Here is a 24041-nt window from a genome sequence, read left to right on the forward strand (position 1 = left end):
GCAGCAGCATCTCTTAATTGGTCATTAACTGATGCAGCTGTTTTTGAACGTCTTGGATTTTTAATTTTGAGATATGAGCATATTCATCAATTTCTAAGAAATAAACAAGATATGTTTCATTTTTTGGTGTGATGTGCGAAACTTTCTGTAAATTCACGATATAAGACCGGTGTGTTTGACTAAATACAGAAGGGTTCAAATACATATAGATATCACTAATATTTTCATATGTCTCATAGACACGTGATTGAGTATAGATCAAACATTTTTTTCCGGATTTTTCAATAAAAATAATTTGATCAATTGGAATGTAGTAAGTAGATCCATTAAATTTTACAGGCAGCCTTTTTAATTGCTGACCTGGCTTTTTCGACTGATTTTCATCAATTCCAATGGAGTTTTTTGCCCGCTCTAACGCCATATAAAGCCTGGTTTTTTCAATCGGTTTTACGATGTAATCCAATGCTGACAGCTCAAATGCCTTCACAGCAAATTCATCGTAACCGGTGATAAAAATGAAGTTTAAATTCGGCTTAATTCGCAGGCACTTTTTTATGGCATCTACACCGTTAATCGTAGGCATATTAATGTCTACGAGCAAAAGGTCTGGGCTCTTGGCCATCACTTCCTGTACAAGCTGCTCTCCGTCTTTGCAGATGCTAATCACTTCAAATTCCGGAAGCTGTTCTATAAAATAATCTAAAATTTCAACCGAATCTTCGTTATCATCGGCAATAATTAAGTTAATTTTGTTCATCCTGACTCCCCCTAGGATACAATGTTAAAGTATAGTACGAACTATTGCCCATTCTGTTTTATGCATGTCTACACATCGTTATAGTGTTTTTATGTTGAGATGAATGATCTACACGGACGCTAATCGTTAATGAACACACAACGATTGTTCATGGGGAATATTGCAATAATTGTAGGTTTTCTAGAAGAAGACATAAAAACCGTTTATCTATTATCATTTATTTTCCTAACAATGATTTAATACCCTTTTTATAATCTGTAAATCAGCATGTCAAAATCTTTATTTAACATTTTCCATAAAGGCGACACGCTCTTTTCAATCATTTTGTTTTCTCTTACTATTAAAACATGTTCTACGCTCTTTCACCCGTACTTTTGTTAATTTTTTTACTTTTCATTAAAGGTAATTACTTACATATTGTCCTTAACAACCCTGATTTTGTGATTTAATCCAAAAGAATTTATGTATTTTTTATTCATTTTATTATAAAAATTCTAGCATACAAAGGTATGAACTTACATATGTATTCCGAACTAGTTCCTTTTAAAACTATGATTATTATACCATTTCATAGTATAAATCACATATAGTTAAACGTGAAGACTTTCCATTTCTTTAAGTGTTCAAAGCTATTTATTTGTAAAATAAATAGCTTCATTCCTCTATAAAGGCTACATAACTTAATTAACCATCTATTATTTGTAAAAAAACAGGCCTAAAGTTATAACCCGGCCTGTTTTACATTCATTTCTTATTTTGCATTTTTTACAATTTGCTGTGCTTGTTTTGATACAAAGAAGCGATTCTTTTTATCCTGTATCACTACGCTGTCCATTTGAATTTTTCTTCCATTTACAATAGCAATATTTTTATTTACTGGAAAACGTACCGTTCGCTTATTGTTTGTCACTACCAGCACAGGATTGTTTTTGTCTTTTGTGTCAACCGCTACATTTGAGCCTTTAAACGCTTTATTTGCTTCAATAAACAATTCGTTTGTTAATTCGTTTAAGTTAATGTTCATTGACTTAGCCATATGTTTGGCAATATCCGTATTATCAAAGTGCCCCGTTGGTCGATTTACGCCGTATGAATACAGAAATACATCTTCACCCGTATGACCGCCTGTTGTGAATCCAAGGTTTGCTCGGTTGGCTAATAACTTCGATAGTGTAGCACTGATTTCTTTTTTATCTCTTGCTTTAGTCAGCTGCGCTTTTTCCTCTGAAGTTAGATTTGATAAACCATACAAAGCAGCTACTTCTTCTTTATTTGATAAATCTTCTTTTAATTTAGACGTAGCACCTTCTAACGTCATTTTTGCTTTTTTTAATGGATCAATATAAGCAGAAACAGGTGTGGTATCGTATCCTTTTGTTGTATTTGCATTACCGATTGAAAGACCGCTGTTTCCGTGATCGGCAATCGCAATAACCATCGTATTTCCATCTTTTTTAGCGAACTCTACTGCTTTGCCCACTGCTTCATCAAACGCTAGTACATCGCTAATCATTCCTACTGGATCATTCGCATGAGCTGCCCAATCCGTTTTGCTTCCTTCAACAAATAAGAAAAAACCGTCTTTATCTTTGGATAGTGTTGTTATTGCTTTATTTGTCATCTGGGACAACTTTGGCTGTTCTGCTTTTGTCTGCGGTCGGTCCATATCATATGCTAAGTCTCGGTCGGCGAAGCTCCCCCAGATTTTTTTGGCGTGTGACTGCTCTAATTCCTTTTTATTTTCTACAAAGTCATATCCTCTTTTATTCAATACATTGACTAAGTTTTCACCGTCTTTCCGGCTTTTTTCTTCTTTTCCTGGAAGAAGAGATTGCTTACCTCCTCCAAGCACTACATCGATGTTTTGATACACTTGCTGCTCCGCTAGCGTTTGAAAATCATCACGGCTATAGTTGTGGGCTGAAAAACCAGCTGGTGTGGCGTGCTGGATTTCAGAGGTAGCCACAATTCCTGTCGCGCGCCCTGAAAGCTTTGCTCCTTCTAGAACGTTTGCTACGGGACGAAATTGATCTTCTTTTTCTACGGATTTAACCCCGGGTGTATTCACTACTGAAGGAAGCACACCTACATAGCCTGAATTTGATTTATTTCCTGTTGCTAAAGCAGTAGCTGCCGGAGCGGAATCTGTAATAGCAGATTCTGCCGAATACGCACGTACTCCCCCGGCCATCAGCTGATCCATATGTAACGGTTTTCCCTTGTACCATCTTGCGAGTGTAGTAGCATTTGAACTCGTCCCGTCCATTACCATCATAATGACATTTTGAGGTTTCTTAGCTGACTTGTGCTCCACTTTTGCTTCCGTTTGAATAAGTGAGTTTCCTACACCAAACGATGCCAATGCTACTGCTCCTGCCAGTGTAATACCTGCTAATTTTTTCTTCATATAAATGTACCCGCTCCTTTATTTAATTGTCTTCGACATGTCTAAAGTTACCATTCAAACGTAAACCCACTGTTTATCTGCTGTAAAAGAGTGTAAAGTTTGTCTTTATATTCTTCCTTTCTTCTTAAGAAAAAATAGTCGAATAAAAAGGAAGTACATGAACAAACTACCAGTAATAGAAAGTCAAGCGAGGGGCACGGTTATGTTTAAACATTTATTTAAAAGAAAAAATGCAGACGATCAGCCCAAAAAAACATTGGATGAACTGATTAACCAATTTAAAAAATCAAGTGATTTTACAACATTAGCCATTGGCTCGCAGCACCGAAAATACATCATTACTTATTTTAAACAGCTCGTAAACATGCAAAGTGTTGAAGATAAAATACTTGAGCCTTTTCAAAAACTAGACTTCACGTTAAGCAGTGTATATGAAGTCGAAAATGTTCTGCCCATTGAAGATATTTCCGTTACAAAAGATACAAAAGAAATTTTAGAAAAGCTGCTGCGCGGCTATGTGATGTTTCAACTGCATAAAGACGATAAGCTAGTAGCTCTTATTAAAGTTCAAAGCTTTGATACGGGGTTTCGAAAAGAAAATGAAACGGAAAATGAGTTCAGCGTCGTTGGTCCTAAAATTGGTTTTGTGGAGGATTTAGATGTCAATCTCTATTTAATGAGAAAAACGGTCATTTCCGAAAACCTTATTTTTAAAGAACTCACCGTAGGAAATAAATCGAAAACGCGCGTGGTGCTTGTTTACTTAGAAGGCGTAACGAACCCTCAGCACGTAGACACCATGACCCAGCGCCTTGAAGATATTGATTTCGACGTCATTTTTGATAGTACAATGCTTGATCAATTAATTTCCGATAATTCTTCTACGGCGTTTCCGCTTTTTTTAACAACAGAGCGGATTGATCGGGTCCTGTTTAGTCTGTTAAACGGGCAAGCTGCCTTCTTTTCGAGTGGTTCACCCTACGCAGTTACGGGACCGTCAACGTTGCTTGACTTCTTTATTTCACCTGAAGACTACTATTTACCATGGGTTCTAGGGTCATTTTTCCGGGTTATTCGTATTTTGGGCGTCTTTTTCTCTATTTTTGCTACGCCTCTTTATGTAGCCATTGTTACGTATCATTATGAGATGCTTCCAAAAGATTTGCTGGGGCCTATTATCTTTTCAAGGACAAACGTTCCTTTTCCACCGGTCATCGAAGTACTTTTTTTAGAAATCACCATTGAGCTGCTTCGGGAGGCAGGAGCCAGACTTCCAACAAAAGTAGGGCAAACACTGGGAATCGTAGGCGGGATTGTTATTGGGCAAGCAACGGTAGAAGCTGCGTTAACAAGCAATATTTTGCTTATTATTGTTTCACTGACAGCTTTAGCCTCTTTTACAACGCCTATTTTTAAAATGTCTAACACGATCCGGCTGCTACGTTTTCCGTTTATTTTGTTTGCCACTGCGTTCGGTTTAGTCGGCATCACCTTTGGCTTTTGTTTCTTGCTGGTTCATTTGCTTCGCTTAAAATCTTTAGGAATGCCTTATCTTGTTCCGCTTTTTCCGTTTCGCCCCACAGAGTATAGGGATACATTTCTGCGACTGCCCTATAGTCATACGGCCAAGCGGCCAAGCTACTTGCGCCCTTTAGAGCGCTTCCGCTATAACCCTAATAAAGCGAATAAGATGAAACGAAAAAGTAATTTAGATAATGAGTAAAGCGGGGAAACGTCATGAAAAGAATACTAATTTTATGCACTTGCCTTACTTTTTTAACGAGCTGTGCAGACCGTGAAACGATTGACGAAATTCAAGTAGTCAACTCCATCGGATATGATTATATTCCTCAAAGCAATAAAGTCAGAGGAACTATTTTATACCCTATCTATAAATACGGACCAACGGAAGAACCGAGTATTATTGCGGCTACTGCTAATTCATCATTTGATATTCCACTCCGTTTAAACAATAAATCATCTCTTCCCGTCGCGTTTGGGCAGCTGAGAAGCATCGTTATGGGAAAAGAATTTGCAACACATGGAGTAGAGGAGTTAGTAAATACAATTGCTAGAAATCCAGACCTTGGACGTAATATTAAATTAAGCATTGTAGACGGCAACGCACATGAATTATTAAGCTCCGTTACAAAAAAGAAAATTAAGGACTATCAGTTTATTTCTAATTTAATCGAACAAAATATCCGCACAGAAAATTTGCCTAACACCAATTTACAAATTTTTTTATTCAGTTTTTTTAGCGACGACCGTGACCCATACCTTCCTGTTTTAGCACAAGAAAAAGATGCTATTAAATTAAAGGGGCTGGCGCTTTTCAAAGAACAAAAAGTCGTTACAACCATCGGAATGAAAGAAACGTTTTTATTTAAGCTGCTAACAAGCGGAACAAAGCACGGCCGCTACTCAGTAAAAATTAAAGAAAGTGACCGTAAAGGCGAAATTATACTGCAAAACTTGCGAACCAAAACAAAATATGAAATTAAAGGAAATAATCAAAACCCAAGTATCGTTGCCCACTTAACTGTCGATGGTCTTGTAAAAGAGTTTCCTGGATGGATAGATTTAACAGACCCAGCCCGTATTAAAATGGTTGAAAAAACGCTTCAAAAAGATATTGAAAAAGACGGGGATGCTTTTATTAAGAAGCTTCAGCAGCACAAAATCGACCCCATTTGTTTTACAGATTATGTTCGAAGTAAAACGAGAAGGTTTAACAGTGAAAAATTCAAAGCGCAATATCCGGATATGAATATTGAAGTAAAAGCTCGCGTTCACCTTATTCAAACCGGTATTAGCAACTAGGAGGAAGAAAAGATGCACAATACAATTAAAGAAGAAAATCAAGTTTCCCCTTCTTTTCTTTTTTTCTTAGTTCACTCTACTCAGATTGGCGTTGGAATACTAGGATTTCAGCGTTATGTTATTAAAGGTGCCGGATATGAAGCATGGATATCTATCATCCTTGCAGCGATCAGCACCTGTATTTTATTGGCAATGATTTTTAATATTTTAACCCGTGAAAACAGCGATATTATTGATATTCACCGGCTATATTTTGGAAAATACCTTGGAGGGGCTTTAACCCTTGCCGCTTCCATTTATTATTTTATCTTTGCATTAACGATTTACCGAACATATGTAGAGATTTTGCAAATATGGATGTTTCCACAGTTAGAAACATGGGTCGTATCACTTGTATACCTGCCTATTATTTACTACACAGTTTCCGGTGGGTTTCGTGTGATTACTGGAATTGCCTTTTTTGGAGTCATGCTTCCCTTGCCGCTCGTATTTGCCTTACTCTATCCGTTAAAGTATGGGCACCTTAATAATTTATTTCCTTTATTTGACCACACAATATGGGAATTTTTAATTTCAACTAAAATGATGACCTTTGAGAATTTGGGATTTGAATCCGTGCTTTTTTTCTATCCATTTATAAAAAATGGCGCTACTAGTCAGAAGTGGGGGCAATATGGGGTTTTGTTCAGTACTTTTTTATATTTGTGCACAGCATTAGTATCATTTGCTTACTTTAGTCAAGGACAGTTAGGCCATACCATCTGGCCAACTTTAACAATGGCTAAAATTATTGAAATCCCATTTTTACAGCGTTTTGAATATATTTTAATTTCTCTGTGGCTTTTAGTCGTTCTTCCTACTATTGCTGTCAGCGTATGGTGTACAATTCGTGGATTTAGTAAAACATTTAATAAGCCGCCTACGATTTTTCTCATATTAGTTCTTATTGCTCTTCTTGGCTTTTCTATTTTCTTTGATGATAGAGAAACCATCGATCAGCTTAATACACGATTATCCATGACCGGCTTTTACTTTATTTATGGCTACATTCCTTTCCTTTTTCTCTATAGCCTTATTCGAGCCAAAATAAAACAAAAGAAAGCACAAAAAGAAGAGCGTGAGCCAACTTTAAGTTGAATCACGCTCTTTCTTTCATATTATTTTATTTGTTAAATAAAACAGCGTATTCCCCGTATCCTTCTTTTTCTAAATCTTCCTTCGGAACAAAGCGAAGAGCTGCTGAGTTGATGCAGTAGCGCAAGCCGCCTGCATCTTGCGGACCATCATCAAATAAATGGCCTAAATGAGAGTTAGCCGTTTTGCTTCGTACTTCTGTACGAACCATATTATGACTAACGTCCATGTTTTCTTTTACTTCATCTTTATTAATCGCTTTTGTGAAAGACGGCCATCCGCATCCGGCATCATATTTATCAGTTGAACTAAACAACGGCTCTCCTGATACGATATCTACATAAATACCATCTTCTGTATGGTCCCAAAATTCATTGCGAAACGGAGGTTCCGTTGCGTCATTTTGAGTAACTTCATATTGAATAGGCGTTAATGTCGTTTTCAGCTGCTCGTCGTGTCCAAAGTCTTTCCAGTTTTCTTTAATAAAACGATCACGTCCAGATCCGCGTCGATACATAGCATAGCGGAATTTATTTTTCTTATAGTAACCTTGATGATATTCTTCCGCTTCATAAAACGGTTTTGCCGGTAGAATTTGTGTAGCAATCGGCTCAGAAAAACGACCGCTTGCTTCTAATTGCTGCTTCGATTCTTCAGCTAGTGCCTTTTGATGTTCATTGTGATAAAAAATAGCTGTTCGATATGAATCGCCTCGATCCGCAAATTGTCCCCCTGCATCCGTTGGATCAATTTGAGGCCAGTATAGTTCTAAAAGCTTTTCATATGGAAAAACCTCTGGATCAAATGTAATTTGGACCGCTTCATAGTGGCCCGTGGTTTCTGAGCATACTTCTTTGTACGTCGGGTTCTCTTTGTGACCGCCTGTATAGCCAGATACAACTTTTATAATGCCTGGCTGTTCATCAAAGGGCTTCACCATACACCAAAAACAGCCGCCCGCAAAAGTTGCTACTTCATATTGTTCTGTCAAAAAGATGACCTCCTTCATGTGTTCTTTCTATTATTATACGCTGATTTTATGTTCTCACCAACTAACTTGCCTTTCATACTCTTTGCGTTTTAAGACAAAAAAATAATCAGTGAAAGCCATGTTCACTGATTATTCTTCCGCATTTAAAGCGCTTTATTTTTGATCGCCTTTAATTTTGTGAAACAGTTTATTCACCGTTTCAATTTCTTTATCTGTAAAGTGCTCAAAACGCTCAAGGAAATAGGCTCGTTTCTTCTCTTGAATAGCATTAAAAATATCCTGTCCTTCCTTGGTCAGTTCAATATCAATAATACGCCGATCGTTTTCAGACCGTTTGCGTGCAATGTAGCCTTTTGATAAAAGCAAGTCGGTTACCGCCGTAATGTGGCTTGCTGAAACCTGAAGATGCTTTGATAAATCAGTTGATCGCTGCCTGCCGGAATCAACCAGCATACGAAGCACCATAAATTCATTTGTTGATAGCTCTGAATTGTATACTTCATTAATTTCTTGGCGAAGCTGTCTGAACACAAAGCGAAACAGCGTCTCCATTTCTTGAACGAGCTCTTCTCTTTTTTTCACTTGTCACTCTCCTTAACGCTATCGCCTGATAACGAATATGTATTTACGAAAGTATTTCACTTTCTTAACTTAATTAGTTTTATCAAATTACTAAGCGTTTCGTCAACTATTATTGAGATTTTTTTCCACAATTCTGTACAAGTTGATGTATTTTTCATAAAATTCCATAAAAAAAGCGATTTACCGTTATGGTAAATCGCTGCTAATAGCTAAAAATACCGGTTAAAAAGCTTCTCCATCTCGGAACAGGCTTTTTACCTTTTAAGCTGTCTTCACTTTTTAACTGACTTTCAAGTTCCACTACTCGATTTTCTAATTTCGTAATAACTTTATTTAATCGATCTATTTCTGAACGATGCTCTAAAATTTGAAAAGTCACTACTTCTCCCGCTTTTTCTTCTGTACGCTTTTCATTTTCAATTAGCCTTAAAAAAAGCTGATCAAGCTGCTTTTGCATGTCTTGTGCACGTTCATCAGATATAACGACCTCCTCTTTTTCCACTACTTTTTCTACCACTTTGACGACGGCTTGACGATTGCGATTTTTTTGAAAGTTTCTAAGTGCTTCAACATTTTCTTCTGTAAACTCACAGTGTCCTGATTCATTTCTCTCTAGCTCGATATCCGCCATTTTGACCCACTTTAATACCGTACTTGGATGTATTCCCAGCGTTTTTGCCACATCTACCGTTTTCATCGTCATGTTCCATCCCTCCATTTTTTTCATTTACTAGCCATTTCGAGAGAAATTTTTAAATCCCTTCATGCGTGACAAAACTAGTATGAATTCGTCAAAGAAAGTGGACGTTCAACAAATGAAGAAAATGATGTCATTATTGCTTAGAAAAACTCGTACAATCCTTCTGCAAAATAACAAAATTCGTGCTGTGAAATCTGCTTGCCATATCCCTTAAAAAAAGACGCGCGCTCTTTACCTGTAAAGATTCCGTCTTCAAAGCGCACAGCAAGCGCCATATCATAACGAGCATCTCCGCAAGTTCCTCCGCTCCAGTCAATAACAGCTGTTTGAACGAATTTGTAAGCACTCGGGCTTTGAAAGTCCGCCAGTGCCTGTATATTTTTTAATACATAATATTCCTTATATAACCATTTTCTGTACTTTTCCCCTTTTGTCCGCTTTAAAACATACCTTCCTTTAGCGGTATGAAGGATACCAACATCCGACGTACATCCCTGCTTTGGAAACGTCACTTTTTCGATTTTTTTCACATACTTTTTTATAGAGTCAGGAATTTCTTCTACTATAATAGGATGCAACTGTCTCACTCTCCTTTCTTCCTACATTCTCTTTTAATTGCTCTTTCCCTACACAAAAAGTTGAGACATAACGAAATCAATTCAATCTAGAGACAAACAAATGGGGTAAATGAGCTATTATGAAGCGCTTGTTACCCCGCTGTTGATTTCCGTGCAAGACTTCGCTTTCCGCGGGCGGCCGGTGAGCCTCCTCGTCGCTTCCGCTCCTGTGGGATCTCACCTGTTCCGCTTTTTTTACAGGAGTCTCCGTCTTTCCCTCCAATCAACAGCTAGAAGCAGCTAACTACATACTTGAAACATACGTTCACCATTCCAATAAAAAAATCCGAACGATTACTCGTTCGGACCTTCCTTCAACTAAACTACTTTTGCCCAGTCTCTTAACCTTTACCAAGCACCCAGCGGCTTTTCGTAAACATCGTATAACCAACCGCAAATAAAACAACCGTACAAACCGATAAGCTTCCTATTGTATAGACGAGACTCTGCATGTCATAGACACCGTAGAGAAGCTGTTTCATAAGTGCAAATACGTTATAAATAGGAATTAAAAAGACATTGGACTGCAGCTCGTTTACAGATTTTCCCATCAGTAAAAAGCATGGCAGTATCGCTACTGTAACAATTTGCGATGTATAGCTTTGCGCTTCTTTAACCGAACTTGCTAAGAGACTAAAGATACAAAGAATTAGCCCTGCTAATAAGGCAAACAAAGTGATAGCCACTAGTAATGAAGCGCTAAAAGCAATGAGATGATTATTTAGATTCAAGGCATCATTTAACGTCACGGTAAAGTAGCGTACAAAAAGCACAAATGAAATAGTAGAAAGCACTCCGCTTAAGACCCCAAATGTAGAAATAGTAAACCACTTCCCTATTAGTAAATGTAGTCTTTTAATAGGAGCCATGAGTAGAGCTTCCATCGTTTTTCGCTCTTTTTCTCCTGCGAAAATATCATTAGCGGAAGGTACAATACCACCTAACACCCCTATAGCAATAATCATAGGAGCATAAATTGCCACCATAATTAATGAACTATTATCTTTATTTGAAAGGCTTTGTTCCTTGACATAGAAGGGCTGAATCGTTTGATCATTAATATTTAATTGTGTTAAACGTTCTTTTATAATGCCGTCCCTCTGTTTATTTAATATAGCTGTAACGTACTCTGTTGTACGTGAAGATTCTACGCTATCTGGACTTGTATAAATCATTACGTCCGGCGATTGCATATGGAGAATTTTATCAGAAAATTTCTTATCAACTTTTAAAGCTACTGATGCTTTGCCTTTTTCCACTGTTTGAAGTGGATCTTCGCTTTCCACAACTTGAAGGTTTCTATCTTTCTTTAACCATTCCACTACACTTGTATCTGAGCCTTTCTCAACAGCTATGGACATACCATCAGGTTGATTACTAGACATCATTCTATCTACAAAAAACAGCATCCCTACATTTAATAAAATCGGAATCAACACACTAAAGATAATCGTCTTTCGATCTCGCAAACAATCAATTAACTCTTTTTTATAAATATGCCAAATCATATTAAGCCCCCCTCACGATACGCGACATAAAGATATAGTTTAAATCTGTGCTTTCTTCTTCTTTATAAAGCTGTTCATTTGTTCCTTGATAAATCATTTTTCCTTTATGAATCATGATGATAGACTGACACAGCATCTCCACTTCTTCCATAATGTGACTGGAAAAAATAATCGTTTTTCCTTCTCTTTGCAGACTTTTAATAAGCTCACGAAACATGTTTGCTGATGTAATGTCTAATCCTGTAGTCGGCTCATCAAATAGGATAACGTCCGGGTTATGAAGAATAGTGCGTGCAATGGCTACTTTTTGACGCATTCCTTTTGAAAAGCCTCCGACGCGGCGATCCAAGTAGTCTTTCATTCCAAAACGTTTGGCCAGTTCCTCAATCCTTATCTTTGTTTCATGTTTGCTCATGCCATAAAACTTAGCAAAATAAGCTAAGTTTTCACGAGCGGTCAAACGGTCGTATAAGCCTGTTTCACCGCCAAAAAGCACGCCAATTCTTTGTTTTATTTTATCCGGCTGTTTATGAATGTTAATTCCGTGAATGAACATATTACCTTCCGATGGCTCAAGTACAGTCGACAGCATACGTAAAAGAGTTGTTTTCCCCGCACCATTTTCACCTAATAGCCCTACAATTTCTCCTTGTGAGATAGTTACATGAATATCTTGAACTGCTGCAATTGTTTGCTTTTTCTCTTTAAAATATTTCGTAACACCTTTGATTTCAATCATATCCGCTCTCCCCTTTTACTGTGATTGACTATATCTTAGCTTATTTTTCATACAGCATCTTCCATCTTGTCATAAAGAGGGTTTTTTATGTCGCGAAACGTCCTTTCCACCTTGTAAATCATGGTAAAATAGTGTGGTAATATCCAATAGAATGAAACAAAGAGGGTTTTTATTTATGAAAGTAGGATTAGTGGACGATCATTCATATGATTTAGAGAAATTGAGGATTTCTTTAGAAAGAGAAGATGATATAGACATACTTTTTTCGACTAGCAGCGCGGAGGAAGCTTATAACGAAATTAAAAAAAATGAAATTGATTTATTAATTACAGATATTGAAATGCCAAAGCTATCAGGTTATGAGCTTGCAGACTTTATCAATGCCTACGCACTTGATATTCAAGTCATCTTTGTCACTGGGCACAGCGGCTTTGCCGTTCATGCATTTGAACTCAACGTTTTAGACTACATTATGAAGCCTTATTCTAAAGAGCGTTTGTTAAAAGGCATTCAGCGTTTTCATCAAAAAAAACAATCAACTGACACAAGAGATAAGCTTATTTTAAAACAAAAAACCGAAATGCAAGTGCTGAACAAACAAGATATTATATATGCAGAACGAACAGGTCGCTCTACCACAATCATAACGACAAATGGAGAATTTAGTACCTATCAATCATTAAACGAAATTGAAAAAGAATTAACAGCGAGTCATTTTCTAAGGTCTCATCGAGCTTTTATTATCAACATTTCCTATATTCAAAATTTCTCCCTGTATACTAAGCACTCCTACTCAGTGATGTTTCAAAGCACCGAAAAAACAGCTTTAATCACGAAAACAAATTTAGACATCTTGCAAAAAGAATACTTTTAAAGGAGGGACTATCTAAAATGAAACTATTTTACACACTAGTTTTACTAACTGTTTTCGTGCTCCTCTTTTTTAAAGACCTGCCTGTTAGTTTACATCTCCTACTTAGTTCTTTTATAATTGGTTCATTTTTTATATGGAGAAAGAAATATCAAACGGCTCCTTCACTAACTATAAAAAAAGCAATCGTACTGACGTCTTTTTTCCTGCTTTTATTTAGCCTATCTTCACCTTTTAGTATTGGCCTAACCGTTATCGCAATGATTGGTTACATGACCGACATGTTTTCGTCTTATCAACAATACATATTCGTAACCAACCGGGAAAGCAGTGCTTCACGTGAAATTCAAAAAAACAATGAGCTTTTTCAAGCGTTAAGGGCTGAAAGACATGATTTTATTAAACATGTCAGTGCCGTATCCTATCTTCTAGAAACAAATCAAAGACAGCAGGCACAAGAGTATATTCAAGATTACGTTGAAGCTTTGAATGATACCCATTCATATATTCAAGGTGAACATTCGCACGTTGCTTCTGTTGTACATCAAAGCAAGAATCAAGCACATACGTGGGGAATACATATGAATGTTCAATTAGATTCACCTTTATCACAGCTGCCTTTAAAGCATCTTGACCAAATGAATCTCATCATGAATTTACTGCATAATGCTTTAGAAGCCGCTCATTCTTCTGAGAAAAAAGAGATAACCGTTTCGAGTATGATCCGAAGCGGCATTTACATTTTAGAAGTCAGCAATTCTACCGCTCCTTTATCACGAGAGCGTCAAGATCACTTGTTTACTTCTTTTCATGTTACAGAAAAGAAAGAACGCCACGAAGGCCTTGGCACGTGGATTATTTCTGAACTTGTTTCCAACTACCACGGACGCTTGGAATATACGTATAACGATTTAACTCTTTCCATTAAAATAAAATTTCCAATAGTCGTTGCCTCAAAACAAGCAACATAGCCGCTGCAGCCCAAGCGGCTTTTTTTCGTATGAGCCTCTTCTATACGCACACACTATAAAAAGCACCGAAAAAAAGAAATATTTCACACTTGTTTTAGCTCTTTTATCGTCACTTTCTTAGTTTTTGATTTTTTATATGCAAATCTATTGCATTTCAAGTAAAAAACGAATATTATATATCATGTTGCTTTTAATGTTCGTTATTTTTGGAGGTTACTTATGTTTAAGTTAAAAGAATATAACACGGATGCTAAAACGGAGATTTTAGCTGGTATTACAACGTTTTTAACCATGATTTATATCGTCATTGTGAACCCAGTTATTTTGTCCAGCGCCGGCGTTCCTTTTGATCAAGTATTTACAGCTACTATTATTTCAGCAGTCGTAGCTACGCTATGGATGGCTCTTGCAGCTAACTATCCAATCGCTATTGCTCCCGGTATGGGAATGAATGCATACTTTGCTGCTTTAGTTGTTGGTTCAAATGGAAGTATCGACTATGCTACTGCTTTTTCAGCTGTATTCGTAGCGGGTATTATCTTTATCATCCTATCGTTAACATCGTTTCGTGAAAAATTAATTGAAGCTATTCCAAACAATTTAAAGCACGCGATTAGTGCTGGTATCGGTTTATTTATTGCGTTTATCGGGCTTCGTTCAGCCGGTATTATTGTTGCAAATAAGTCAAATTTAATTGGACTTGGTGATTTGCAGTCTGAAAAAGTAGTTTTAACACTGATTGGACTTGCGATTACAATCATTTTATATACGCTAAATGTAAACGGCGCTTTATTCTTCGGTATGATTATTACGGGGTTAATTGCTTTCTTTAGAGGACAGCTTTCATTTGATAAAGGTTTGTTTGCTTCTCCTCACCTTCCAGACGGCTTAATGATTTCAAATCCTTTTGCTGCTTTTGGAGATGTTATTCATCATGATCTGTACACAGTTGTTTTTTCTTTCTTACTTGTTACAATTTTTGATACAACAGGTACAATGGTAGGAGTAGCTCAACAGGCCGGTCTTATGAAAGGTAATAAGATGCCTCGCGTACGTCAAGCATTGCTTGCTGACTCATTTGGTACAACGATTGGAGCTTTATTTGGTACAAGCCCAACAACGGCTTACGTTGAATCTTCATCTGGTGTAGCAGCAGGCGGACGTACAGGTCTAACAGGTGTGACGGTAGCCATTTTATTTATTGTTGCAGCGTTCTTTAGTCCGGTTGTAAGCTCGGTTTCTGGCGTAGCAGCTATTACTTCACCTGCATTAATTATTGTCGGAAGCTTGATGATGGGTGCTGTAGCTAAAATTAATTGGAATGACTTTGATGAAGCGTTCCCTGCCTTTTTAGTTGTTCTAGCGATGCCTCTTACATCAAGTATTGCAACAGGAATTGCGCTAGGCTTCATTTCTTATCCGTTAATGAAGCTGGTAAAAGGAAAAGGCAAACAAGTCCATCCACTTGTGTATGTCTTTGCTGTTTTATTTCTCTATCAGCTCATCTTTTTACCGCATTAAAAAAGCTTGGAGATTCGTCTCCAAGCTTTTTTTATTGAAAGTGATTGTTATTTTCTTTTGTTTGATAAAGATAATTTTCCACATAGATTTGTTCTGCATCAGAAGCATTCTTTATTCCTTCTTCTGGATCTAATTCGATACTTCTCTTCTTAGCTATATAATCCACTAGCGCCCCAAACCCTAAAAGACCGCCTATGATCCCAGCAAATACAATCCATATTGGCAATCGCTTCACGTCCCTTTTCTTTTAATTGTATCATCCTCAGCAAAACAGGTAAATATTAACATAGTTATCCATTTGTAAATAAAACGCTTTTTACCAAATATACGTAAAAAACTTCTTTGTATTTGGTATACTAAACTCACGGCATGTTCTACAGAGAAAGGGGCTTAATTGCATATGAACAAACAGCTTGGAACGTTAATGTTTGTTATTTTTATGGTATTTGTCGGCTTTGGAGTGATCATCCCCATCGTACCTGAAGTTATTCGTGCCACGGGTGCAAGCACGGTCAATTTAGGAGTACTAATGGCTAGCTATTCGATCGCATCTTTTATTACCGCACCTTTTTGGGGGAAGCTTTCCGATATAAAAGGCCGGCGTCCCATCTTACTTTGGGGCTTACTCGGCTTTAGCGCAAGCTTTTTTCTTTTTTCGGTGGCAGAAAACTCTCTGACTTTAATGTATACGTCGCGCATCATCGGAGGTTTGTTCGCAGGAGCTGTTATTCCTTGTGCTTTTGCATATGCTTCTGATAGTACAGATGAAGAAAACCGAACGAAAGCAATGGGACTGTTAGGAATGTCGATTGGCTTAGGCTTTATTTTTGGACCGGCATTAGGCGGCGTCCTTTCATCTTTCGGCTTGTTTGTTCCCTTCGTTATCTCTGGTATCTTGTCACTGATTATGACAGCGTTCTCATTCTTTACGTTAAAAGAATCTTTACGAAAAGAATCTGCTGATAAAGTACAGACATCGAGATGGCATGACTTCACGTCAGATTTTCAAGGAGCTATGAAGTATTTATATGTTCTTTCATTTTTAGCGACTTTTACGCTCGCTGGTTTAGAAGCTACTTTTCAATTTTTTCAAATAGCGAAAATTAATGCTACTCCTACGACAATCGGATGGATGTTTATGGCGAGCGGTTTAACTCAAGCGCTGATTCAAGGCGGTGTGCTGCAGCGATTTAAAAAAGGAAATGAAAAAAAGCTGATGGCCATTGGCTTATTGGTTTCAGCAATAGGATTTACGTCTATTTTGTTATCTTCTAGTGCCGTTAATGCTACCTTATTTTTGTGCATATTTACAGCAGGAAATGCCCTTATTCGTCCTTGTGTCCTCTCATTAATTACAATGAGAACCAAAGTAGGATATGGCTCTGCTTCGGGGCTAACCGCCTCAATGGATAGCTTAGGGCGTATTTTTGGTCCTCTGCTTGGTGCATTTGCCTTTAAACTCAATATGACGCTGCCCTTTATTATCGGAGCTGTTGTCACTTTAGCTGCTTTACTGCTGATTCAGCGTCATACAGCTCTAGATTATTCTGAGCAAACACTCTCATCGTAGAGGCCGGGACAACATTATTTTAGTCGAAAGAAGATCCGAACGGTGAATCGAGATTTTTGATGGAGAATCCAGCGCGTTCGGATTTTTTATTGTTAGGAGTATTCTAGCTGTGTTAATTGGAAATCAACAGTCGATTCCTACTAGCTCATATAGCTCATTTGTTGGCCTTTAGATTAATTTAGCGATGTCTCAATCTCTTTTCATCGTTACTAACACAAGGTTATCAGCAGCTGCAGTGTGTTTTATAATTGAAAACTGATGCGCTTTGTACAGCTTAATCGCAGGTGTATTTTTTTCGGCTGTAGACACCATACATTCACATTCAGAATATCTTTGAAGTACATGTGTTAAAAGACGGCTTCCGATTCCTTTTCGAAAGTAACGAGGACGCACAACGAGGCGGCAAATCGTTAATCGCTCATTTTCTTTTTCAAACGACAGCACTCCTGCTAGCTTACCTTCAATCATTTCTCCGATAAACACTTCCTTGCTTTTCATAATATCTTCTTTGCTTTCTGTAAGCTGAGGAATATCTGAAAAACCAATGAGCCTTGCTTCTTCTTGATAAGCTTCTACTTGCACAGCTACTATTTGAAGAGCGATATCTACTCTTTGATGTTCGAGGATTTGAAGCATGAAAACCACTCCATTTCTTTCACAAATTTAGACAAATTCCATGTTTTCACTATATCCAAACGCCTTCCTTGTACATATTGTATTATGTACCGAATTAGCCAGGAGGTGTTTATATGCATATCACTGCTGAAAGAATTAGAGAAGCAACAGAAGCGATTGCTTCTACTGAGCTTGAAACGTTTATGTACCAAGAGCCAACTGCTCTTCACAGACGCTCTCGTCGTCGTTCTACTCGCCGTTCTACTCGCCGTTCTACTCGCCGCACTACTCGCCGCACTACTCGCCGCACTACTCGCCGCACTACTCGCCGCACTACTCGCCGTTCTACTCGCCGCACTACTCGCCGTTCTACTCGCCGTTCTACTCGCCGTTCTACTCGCCGTTCTACTCGCCGTTCTACTCGTCGTTCTAGCCGTCGCCGCTGTCGCTGCGGTTCACCTTGCTGCTCATACCCATGGTTTAATAAATCATTTGGCTGCTGCTTTAAAGGGCATGGCTGTCGTCGCTAAATAAATCTAAAGCAAGTCGAGTTTAAAACATACGCGGCTTGCTTTTTTTAAGATTTTTATTTTACATAATCATTCGTTTTACTCTTCTTGAAAAGGAAAACAACGTATAATAATGGGAAAGAATCTCTCTTTAAAGGAGGCCTATCCATGCACTTATCTTTTGATCATCTTGTTCATTTTTCACCTGATCCTATTAAAGCTCAGAAAGAACTAAACGAATATGGAATAAATGTCATTAAAGGCGGCATCCATGAAAAATGGGGCACTTTTAACACGTTGGCTTATTTTAACCTCAGCTATATTGAATGGCTTGGGCTTAGAGATATCGCGTTAGCTCAAAACGTTACAGATAATGACCTTATTCAGCAGCTTGTTAACGAACATACACCGCTTGGTCATTTTGGCCGATTTGCACTTCGTACAGATGATATGGATTTGCTGATAAAAGAGCTGGAAAGCAAGAACGTCACTGTAAAAGGTCCTGTAGCGGGTTCTCGCCAAACCAATGATGGAGAAAGACTTCAATGGAAAATGTGTTTTATTGAAGCTGACCACGATTCCCTGCCTCTTCCTTTTTTTATTGAATGGGGTGAACCAGAAGAAAAACGCAAGCCAAAGCTAGCGGATCTTTCTTCCCACCAAGCTGGTCAGCTGCAGCTAAAAAATATTTACTGTGCTGTACATAACCTCGAAGAATCCATCAGCAAGTGGACGAAACTGCTGGACGTTCAGTCTGGCGAAAGCTACAAAGACTCTTTACTTGATGCACGTTGTCAAAAACTATATGTCAATGGAGGAAACCTTATTTTTTGCAGCGGAACACAAGGTGTTGTCCATGATACATTAAAAAAAGTTGGAGAACGTCCATTTTTGGTTGAATTGGATCACGCTCTAACACCGCAACAAATTACCGTACAAGGAGCTTTTTTTAAATTCAACAAATAAACATCCGCGGACGGATGTTTATTTGTGTGCTTCTTTTATAGCTTGATAAATGAAATGAGGCAAAATTTCAAAGGAATACTGAACGTCTAATCTTTCGGTCCATTGATGCGCATCTCTTCCCAGCGGTCCAATGTTCAGCACCGGCATCTTCAGCTCCTCTAGCTCTTCTAACGGGATATGATACCCTTTATTCCATAGGGGCATATTGGCTACTAACGTGTTAAATGTATGAAGCGGATGCTGCAGGCTGGCATAGCTTAAATCCGAAATTCCGCCAAAATAGCTTTGTTCAACTAGCTCCAATTGGAATTGCTCTTTGGCAGTTGCCTGTACGTTTGACAAAATCTCTTGTACAAACGGATCATCATGTGAACAAACGGCCGGATAAAAAGGCGGCGTAAAAAATAAGACCATCATCGGAGCTGCTTCTTTACATAAACCAGCTAAAGAGTTTACTAATTTAATGGTTTTATTTCTGTCATCCTCCTCTTGTGCCAAAAGTGCTGCTTCCATTTCGTGCACATATTTTTCGCCGTGCTGTTTGACTGCATGAGTATAAAGTTCTTCATACGTCCATACGTTCACGTCAAGAGATGAACCCTTCATTCCCTCAGCGTACTGCCTAGCGGCTTTATTATAATGTTTTTTTACATTCAAAGCCGCTTTGTCAGCCGATTTCAACAGCAGATCTGTTACTTCTTTAAGAGAGCGGTTTAACATAAATAAATTAAATAATACAACGGCAGAGTGCGGAACTTGAACTGAATACTCTTCTTTTAAATCTTTTTGTATCAGCACCGTAGGAGGTGGACTCGTTTCATCTCTTACTTTTTCGCAAAAATCAACGTTTAATTCTATTTCTTTTGTTAAATAAGAAGCTAGTAAATTAGCATTTAAACCAGCTAGCGGTTCCCCTACATGAGTTTCTTTTCCATAACACAAAAAGCTTGGCATGATTTTTCCAATCGATCCTGAGTACACATAGTTCGTTTGATCTCCAGGATAGCGGCTGAACACCGGTTCTGCATTTAGCATGAGAGAAAAATCCAGCTGATGTTTGCGGGCAAGTTCTAAAAGAACAGGCACTGCTTTTCTCATCCCAAGCGAATTTACTTCTTCATCCGGTACCGACAGCAGCAGGATGTTTCCGTCAAACTCTCCGTTGCATGCTCGTTCAACCATACTGATATGCAAGGCAATGCCTGCTTTCATGTCCATCGTTCCTCGGCCAAAAAGCCAGTCTCCTTTTATCATATCTTTTTGTACGTGCGCCGGAACTTGTTCCATATGGTTATAAAAAGTACTCGTTAATGTATCAGCGTGAAAAGCATCCTTTTTCCACTGTCCATAATCTTGTACATCCACTACATCGTAATGACTTACTAGTACAACTGTTTTATTCGTATTTTTCCCTTGAACAAAAGCTGTGACAATCGATCGCCCGTCTCCTGTTGAATGAAGCTCGACTTGCTCGTTTTTTTGAAAGTAAGGCAGCTTCAATAAATACGACGCTATCGATTCAGCCATTTCCACTTCTGCCATCGTTCCTGTCACGCTAGGTATAGAAACCAATTCGCTTACAAGTTTTTTTAACTGTTCTTTTGTTTGATACAAAGATGTTTTGTTCGACATACCCTTCATCTCTTTCCTTTTTCTAAATTTTCTATCAAACAAAACCATTCGTCAATCCCTTTGACAGAGACCCTTTCATTCTATCCCTATGTATCATAGTATGGCGCTGCCTTTATGCACATGATAAAAAAAGAGTGCGCGGCTAGGGATAGCACCGCACACTCTTTTTTTACTTTTGGTCATCTTCTAAAAAATCTAGGATACGATCAATAAGCTGTTCGCTTCCTGCATCGTTTCCGTGTTCAAGAGACATTTCCATTTCAATGCTCCTTTCATAAAATATTCTTGTTTTATAACATACCACAATTCATTTCGAATGTAACCTTTAATTTGTGTAAAAATTTCGACAATTTATGATTAATTTTAAAACCTAGTGAGTATTGATTATACCCACCAGATTCTTTGCTTGTCAAAAACCATGCTTTCTATTTAAAAACACTTAAAAAATAGAGGCGCGAGCAGACTTCTTCTATAAAAGACAGCCTACTCGCTCAAGCTTGGAACAGCATGATGAATAAATTTCTAGTTCATTTGCTTTTTGTATATCTTTAATATCTATGCCTACAGCATATGTACGAACATGGTTTTCGACCACAATTTCATAAAATGTTTCTAACTCACGATAAGCTACTTGATAATGCTTTCCTAATAATTTCACTGCTTCCTTTAATGCTTTCTCTCCTGTATGTGCTGCAACTGCTGTATGACTCATAAAACCCTCTCCTTTTAGAAAAATAAAAAAAACTCATTTTGCTTTGATGCAAAATGAGTTTTTCACCCGTTTTATCACCCAAAGCACATGCTTTGCTGGTAGGAGCACCTTACATTCGTAGGTTGCTGTGGAGTCAAAGAGCCAGATCTCTCGTCCACTCGTGATAACTTTTTAATTTAAAATTTATTTTATCAAACAATTCCATCCGCGTAAATAGAAAAATAAAAATATTTTAATTTTTTCGGTAATGGAATGAATTCAAAAAATGAAAGCTTAGATTAGCAAAATAAGAAGCTGCTACAAGTAATGCCTCTTCATTTAATGAAAAAGAAGGATGGTGCCATTCATATTCTCCAGCTGTACCCATCCATACAAAAAATCCTGGTACATGCTGCTGATATACGGCAAAATCTTCTCCTCCAGGCGATTGTTCAGCTTCTACGACTTGATAACTAAGATCCTCTGCCGCTTTAATAGCCAGTTTTTCCAGCTTATCATCATTGTTGACTACAGGAAGATATGGATACCATTTAACGTCTACTGAAGCCCCGAAAGCTGCGCCAATCCCTTCAGCAGTTCGTTTCATAAGAGCCGGTATTTTTTCTCTCGCTTCTTCTTGAAAGGTACGCACCGTTCCTTCAAGCGTTACTTTGTCAGGAATGACGTTCCACGAGCTCCCTCCGTGGATTTGAGTTATGCTGACAACAACATTTTGAAAGGGGCTGAGATTACGGCTGACAATGGTTTGTAAACTAGTAACAATTTGACCAGCAGCAGCAATCGGATCTATTGTTTTTTCAGGAATACCCGCGTGACCTCCTACTCCTTTGACGTCAATTTCAAAACGATCAACGCTTGCCATTAAAGGTCCCGGTTTGATACCAATGGTTCCTACAGGAAGATCCGGTTTGTTATGCATCCCAAATATCGCTTCCACTCCTTCGAGCACACCTTTTTCAACTAGCATTTTTGCCCCTGAAGCCGTTTCTTCGGCTGGCTGAAAGATAAATCGAATCGTACCGCAAAGCTCCTGCTGACGCTCTTTAAGAAGGATAGCTGCTCCGATTATAGAAGCCGTATGAAAATCATGGCCGCACGCGTGCATAACACCGTTCACTTCAGAAGCAAATGGCAGATTGGTTTTTTCTTCAATTGGCAGCGCATCAATATCAGCTCGAATAGCGATAGTAGGTCCCGGCTTTCCTCCTACAATTTCTGCTACTGTCCCTACGTCTAATTGGAATGCATCCGCTATAGAAATATCATAGTGCTTTAACCACTTTTTAATACGTTTAGTTGTTTCATATTCTTTCATTGAAAGCTCTGGAAACCGGTGCAGCTCACGGCGTATGTCTATTAACTCATTTAGTAGTAATTGGTCTGTCATATTTATCACTCTTTCACATTTCTTAATTTGGATCACTTCTCTATCTTTTACGACAAAGAGTGTACCTTATTGAATTTTTTATAAAGAAATACGGTCGTATAACCTTCTGCAAGGCGCTTTTCTTTAGCTTGAACATATCCTTTTCGTTCATACATCTCAACTAACCAAGGATGTTCTTTTGCTGTTCCTAAAGACACACCTGGTGATTTAAACATATTTTTTATTATCTCTTCCTCTACTAGATGCAGCAGCTTAGATCCAACGCCTTTCCTGGCAAACGACGGGTCTACTGCAAACCACCAAAGATGCGGAACAGCAAACGGACCTGGATGTTCTCCCCAAGGCATTCGTATAGACACAGTTGCAGCGATTCTTTTATCTTCTTCATATACATAGCAAAGGTTTTGAGAAATATTTTTCTTAACGAGGGCAAGATCAGCAGTAGCTGCTAAGAAAGGAATGCCTAGCTCTCGAATAGGCTTATATGCTTGTAGAGTTAAGTTCAATAAGTTATCTGCGTCGTCATTTGTTGCCAAACGGAATTCATTTTTCATCTCTTCGTCTCCTTATGTAGTGCTTAAATATTTTATTTAACTTATAAGTTTACTAAGAATTAAAAAAGACAGACTGCCGCCTTGCGTACTCACTATACAACTGCTTTTATAACGTGTCAATTCTATTTATCGTTTTCTATAAAGGGTATAAATAAAACAAAAGAGATTGAGACATAACTAAATCACTCCAAGCTGACGATGAAGAAATGGGATACATGAGCTGGACTGTTTGTTACACCGCTGTCGATTTCTGTGCAAACCTTCGCTTTCCGCAGGCGGCAGCTAAGCCTCCTCGTCACTTATGCTCCTGGGTGGCTCACCTCTTCCCCTTTTCCTTTTCCCCCAGAAGTCTTCATCTTGCCCTCCAACCAGTAGCTAGAAGCACCTACATACATGAAACCTACGTCCAACATAACCATGAAAAGATCTGAACGAAGTTGGATTCTCTATCAAGAATCTCCATTCATCGTTCGGA

The 24041-nt window shown here is 38.1% G+C and carries 24 protein-coding genes and 1 riboswitch; of the genes, 9 read left to right on the forward strand and 15 right to left on the reverse strand.

Features of this window, described 5'->3' with window-relative positions:
- Positions 1-13: 13 nt before the first annotated feature.
- Complete coding sequence (locus tag ACFX4G_RS25865) at positions 14-757, reverse strand: LytR/AlgR family response regulator transcription factor (RefSeq protein ID WP_318331094.1); 744 nt, start codon at positions 755-757, stop codon at positions 14-16.
- A gap of 751 nt (positions 758-1508) precedes the next feature.
- A complete protein-coding gene (locus ACFX4G_RS25870) occupies positions 1509-3164 on the reverse strand; it encodes an alkaline phosphatase (protein WP_377577894.1) in 1656 nt (551 codons plus the stop codon).
- 202 nt (positions 3165-3366) lie between these two features.
- On the opposite strand from ACFX4G_RS25870, the gene ACFX4G_RS25875 reads away from it, so the two are divergent.
- The 3 genes from ACFX4G_RS25875 to ACFX4G_RS25885 are packed head-to-tail and all read left to right on the forward strand — an operon-like array spanning position 3367 to position 7124.
- Positions 3367-4887 (forward strand): spore germination protein, encoded by a 1521-nt coding sequence (locus ACFX4G_RS25875; protein WP_097824038.1) that lies wholly within the window; start codon positions 3367-3369, stop codon positions 4885-4887.
- A gap of 14 nt (positions 4888-4901) precedes the next feature.
- Positions 4902-5987, forward strand: coding sequence for a Ger(x)C family spore germination protein (locus ACFX4G_RS25880; RefSeq protein WP_097824039.1), 1086 nt, complete (start codon positions 4902-4904; stop codon positions 5985-5987).
- A gap of 12 nt (positions 5988-5999) precedes the next feature.
- A complete protein-coding gene (locus ACFX4G_RS25885) occupies positions 6000-7124 on the forward strand; it encodes a GerAB/ArcD/ProY family transporter (protein ID WP_097824040.1) in 1125 nt (374 codons plus the stop codon).
- 25 nt (positions 7125-7149) lie between these two features.
- On the opposite strand, the gene msrA is transcribed toward ACFX4G_RS25885, so the two are convergent.
- The 7 genes from msrA to ACFX4G_RS25920 form a co-directional block, all read right to left on the reverse strand.
- Positions 7150-8112 (reverse strand): peptide-methionine (S)-S-oxide reductase MsrA, encoded by a 963-nt coding sequence (gene msrA, locus ACFX4G_RS25890; RefSeq protein WP_097824041.1) that lies wholly within the window; start codon positions 8110-8112, stop codon positions 7150-7152.
- 153 nt (positions 8113-8265) lie between these two features.
- Complete coding sequence (locus ACFX4G_RS25895) at positions 8266-8694, reverse strand: MarR family winged helix-turn-helix transcriptional regulator (RefSeq protein ID WP_097824042.1); 429 nt, start codon at positions 8692-8694, stop codon at positions 8266-8268.
- A 202-nt stretch (positions 8695-8896) separates the two neighbouring features.
- Entirely contained in the window at positions 8897-9397 is a 501-nt protein-coding gene (locus ACFX4G_RS25900) for a MerR family transcriptional regulator (RefSeq protein WP_377577900.1), read from the reverse strand.
- 137 nt (positions 9398-9534) lie between these two features.
- Positions 9535-9981 carry a hypothetical protein gene (locus tag ACFX4G_RS25905; RefSeq protein WP_318331092.1) on the reverse strand — a complete coding sequence of 149 codons (447 nt, stop codon included), beginning with the start codon at positions 9979-9981 and terminating at the stop codon, positions 9535-9537.
- Positions 9982-10103: 122 nt separating this feature from the next.
- Positions 10104-10238 (reverse strand): hypothetical protein, encoded by a 135-nt coding sequence (locus tag ACFX4G_RS25910; protein ID WP_318331091.1) that lies wholly within the window; start codon positions 10236-10238, stop codon positions 10104-10106.
- 114 nt (positions 10239-10352) lie between these two features.
- Positions 10353-11519, reverse strand: coding sequence for an ABC transporter permease (locus ACFX4G_RS25915; protein WP_318331090.1), 1167 nt, complete (start codon positions 11517-11519; stop codon positions 10353-10355).
- Between the two features lies 1 nt (position 11520).
- Positions 11521-12258 (reverse strand): ABC transporter ATP-binding protein, encoded by a 738-nt coding sequence (locus ACFX4G_RS25920; protein WP_028407859.1) that lies wholly within the window; start codon positions 12256-12258, stop codon positions 11521-11523.
- Positions 12259-12433: 175 nt separating this feature from the next.
- On the opposite strand from ACFX4G_RS25920, the gene ACFX4G_RS25925 reads away from it, so the two are divergent.
- From ACFX4G_RS25925 to ACFX4G_RS25935, 3 genes are all read left to right on the forward strand, one after another.
- Positions 12434-13132: a LytR/AlgR family response regulator transcription factor gene (locus ACFX4G_RS25925; protein WP_318331089.1), complete on the forward strand. Its 699-nt coding sequence runs from the start codon at positions 12434-12436 to the stop codon at positions 13130-13132.
- 17 nt (positions 13133-13149) lie between these two features.
- Complete coding sequence (locus tag ACFX4G_RS25930; protein ID WP_318331088.1) at positions 13150-14100, forward strand: sensor histidine kinase; 951 nt, start codon at positions 13150-13152, stop codon at positions 14098-14100.
- Positions 14101-14319: 219 nt separating this feature from the next.
- Positions 14320-15621: an NCS2 family permease gene (locus tag ACFX4G_RS25935; RefSeq protein ID WP_013055916.1), complete on the forward strand. Its 1302-nt coding sequence runs from the start codon at positions 14320-14322 to the stop codon at positions 15619-15621.
- 31 nt (positions 15622-15652) lie between these two features.
- Here the strand turns inward: ACFX4G_RS25935 and ACFX4G_RS25940 are convergent, their stop codons facing one another.
- Positions 15653-15847: a hypothetical protein gene (locus tag ACFX4G_RS25940; protein ID WP_013082184.1), complete on the reverse strand. Its 195-nt coding sequence runs from the start codon at positions 15845-15847 to the stop codon at positions 15653-15655.
- 174 nt (positions 15848-16021) lie between these two features.
- On the opposite strand from ACFX4G_RS25940, the gene ACFX4G_RS25945 reads away from it, so the two are divergent.
- Positions 16022-17191 (forward strand): MFS transporter, encoded by a 1170-nt coding sequence (locus ACFX4G_RS25945; RefSeq protein WP_050688235.1) that lies wholly within the window; start codon positions 16022-16024, stop codon positions 17189-17191.
- A 189-nt stretch (positions 17192-17380) separates the two neighbouring features.
- Here the strand turns inward: ACFX4G_RS25945 and ACFX4G_RS25950 are convergent, their stop codons facing one another.
- Complete coding sequence (locus ACFX4G_RS25950) at positions 17381-17827, reverse strand: GNAT family N-acetyltransferase (protein ID WP_025749479.1); 447 nt, start codon at positions 17825-17827, stop codon at positions 17381-17383.
- A gap of 113 nt (positions 17828-17940) precedes the next feature.
- Here ACFX4G_RS25950 and ACFX4G_RS25955 point away from each other — a divergent pair, with 113 nt between their 5' ends.
- Positions 17941-18336 carry a CotG/ExsB N-terminal domain-containing protein gene (locus ACFX4G_RS25955; RefSeq protein WP_377577907.1) on the forward strand — a complete coding sequence of 132 codons (396 nt, stop codon included), beginning with the start codon at positions 17941-17943 and terminating at the stop codon, positions 18334-18336.
- A gap of 147 nt (positions 18337-18483) precedes the next feature.
- A complete protein-coding gene (locus tag ACFX4G_RS25960; RefSeq protein ID WP_097824049.1) occupies positions 18484-19281 on the forward strand; it encodes a VOC family protein in 798 nt (265 codons plus the stop codon).
- 18 nt (positions 19282-19299) lie between these two features.
- On the opposite strand, the gene ACFX4G_RS25965 is transcribed toward ACFX4G_RS25960, so the two are convergent.
- The 4 genes from ACFX4G_RS25965 to ACFX4G_RS25980 form a co-directional block, all read right to left on the reverse strand.
- Complete coding sequence (locus tag ACFX4G_RS25965; protein ID WP_377577911.1) at positions 19300-20913, reverse strand: M20/M25/M40 family metallo-hydrolase; 1614 nt, start codon at positions 20911-20913, stop codon at positions 19300-19302.
- Positions 20914-21382: 469 nt separating this feature from the next.
- Positions 21383-21625: a hypothetical protein gene (locus ACFX4G_RS25970; protein WP_013082177.1), complete on the reverse strand. Its 243-nt coding sequence runs from the start codon at positions 21623-21625 to the stop codon at positions 21383-21385.
- A gap of 68 nt (positions 21626-21693) precedes the next feature.
- Positions 21694-21795: riboswitch (SAM riboswitch) on the reverse strand.
- 62 nt (positions 21796-21857) lie between these two features.
- Positions 21858-23012 carry a M20 peptidase aminoacylase family protein gene (locus ACFX4G_RS25975; protein WP_097824051.1) on the reverse strand — a complete coding sequence of 385 codons (1155 nt, stop codon included), beginning with the start codon at positions 23010-23012 and terminating at the stop codon, positions 21858-21860.
- Positions 23013-23059: 47 nt separating this feature from the next.
- On the reverse strand, positions 23060-23566 hold the full coding sequence (locus tag ACFX4G_RS25980; RefSeq protein WP_162213822.1) for a GNAT family N-acetyltransferase: 507 nt from the start codon (positions 23564-23566) through the stop codon (positions 23060-23062).
- Between the last annotated feature and the right edge of the window lie 475 nt (positions 23567-24041).

Origin of the sequence: Priestia sp. YIM B13486 (assembly GCF_042787865.1) — a bacterium.
GTDB lineage: Bacteria > Bacillota > Bacilli > Bacillales > Bacillaceae_H > Priestia > Priestia megaterium.